The sequence below is a fragment of the Heliobacterium mobile genome (genome assembly GCF_009720735.1).
Taxonomy (GTDB): domain Bacteria; phylum Bacillota; class Desulfitobacteriia; order Heliobacteriales; family Heliobacteriaceae; genus Heliobacterium; species Heliobacterium mobile.
In genome coordinates this window covers 1-1,150 of record NZ_WNKU01000096.1, presented here as the reverse complement: position 1 = coordinate 1,150, position 1,150 = coordinate 1, and the positions used below count along the sequence as shown (strand labels likewise).

Below are 1,150 nucleotides of genomic sequence, written 5' to 3'. Positions count from 1 at the left end.
CCCACGTTTGGTAATTCGGGTTTGACCTTTGTGTTTTCCGGAACTGTTCTCCTTGAGGTTTAAGCCGGCAAGTTTAAGAATCTGCTGTGGATGATGATAGGCCTGTAAGTCACCGGTTTCTGCGAGAAAACCAGCAACGGTTATCCAGCCCAATCCCGGGATGGCCAACATTTGTACTGCACCGGGTATTTCTTCAAGTATCGTTACTACATCTTGCGCTAACTCATCTAATTGCTTTGTGAGTAGCATGTATTGCTCTAATAGCATTTCGATTTCTCGTCGAGCCATCGTCTGGCCCAGCGATATCCCTACGGATATGCTTGCTGCTTCTACTAACTTTATGGCCCTTTTTGCACCTACTGCACGTTTGACCTCGTTTTTCCACTGGGTCACAATGCCCTCAATTCCGAGGTTAACTACGTCTTGAGGTAAGGGGAAGTTTTTTAGCGTTATCATAGACGCCTTGCCTTCCCAATCCTTAAACACGGTAGGGTATTCAGGGAAATAACGATCCATCCAGTTATGCACTTGGTTTTTCGTTTCTATCAGGCTTCGCATCAACCGTTCTCGCTGTACCATCGCGACTCGTAGTTCGGCATATTTACCGGTCAAAATGTTTGGCTCTGAGTAACGACCGTCTTTTACTAGTTGCGCTATGACTCGAGCATCTTTTATATCGTTTTTGGTCGGGGAGTTGTCGTCTAATTCTTTGCTCTTTTTCACATGAGCCGGATTGACAACGACCGTTGTAATCTCTTTTTGAAGTAGGTAATGAGCCATTGTAAACCAGTAGTGGCCTGTTGGTTCCATGCCTACAACTGCTGTTGTTTTGTTATAACTGCGTTGGAGTTCTTTTATCCACGTATGCAGTGCTTCAAATCCCCTATGGTTGCTGTCAAAGATCAGTCGTTTGCCAAGCTCAATGCCTCGGTGATCCTGTGCACGTGCTACGTGAGTTTCTTTGGCTACATCAATTCCAACAATTAACGTGCTGTCTGTGATTTGCTCAATTCGACTTTTTTGTGTATAATTCATGGTGCACCTCCTGATATTTAAGGGTCCAAGCACTGCAGCTTTGGAACACCTCGTATGTTATCAGGGGGTGCTTTCATTTTCAAAGCGCCAATTTATTCATTACAGGAATGCTCCT

Annotated in this window: 1 protein-coding gene; it reads right to left on the bottom strand. The window is 44.8% G+C overall.

The features are described 5' to 3' along the window. The coding region (locus GJ688_RS19820; protein WP_155478165.1) for an IS110 family RNA-guided transposase at positions 1-1,035 on the bottom strand (1,035 nt) is incomplete at its 3' end. Positions 1,036-1,150: the final 115 nt, after the last annotated feature.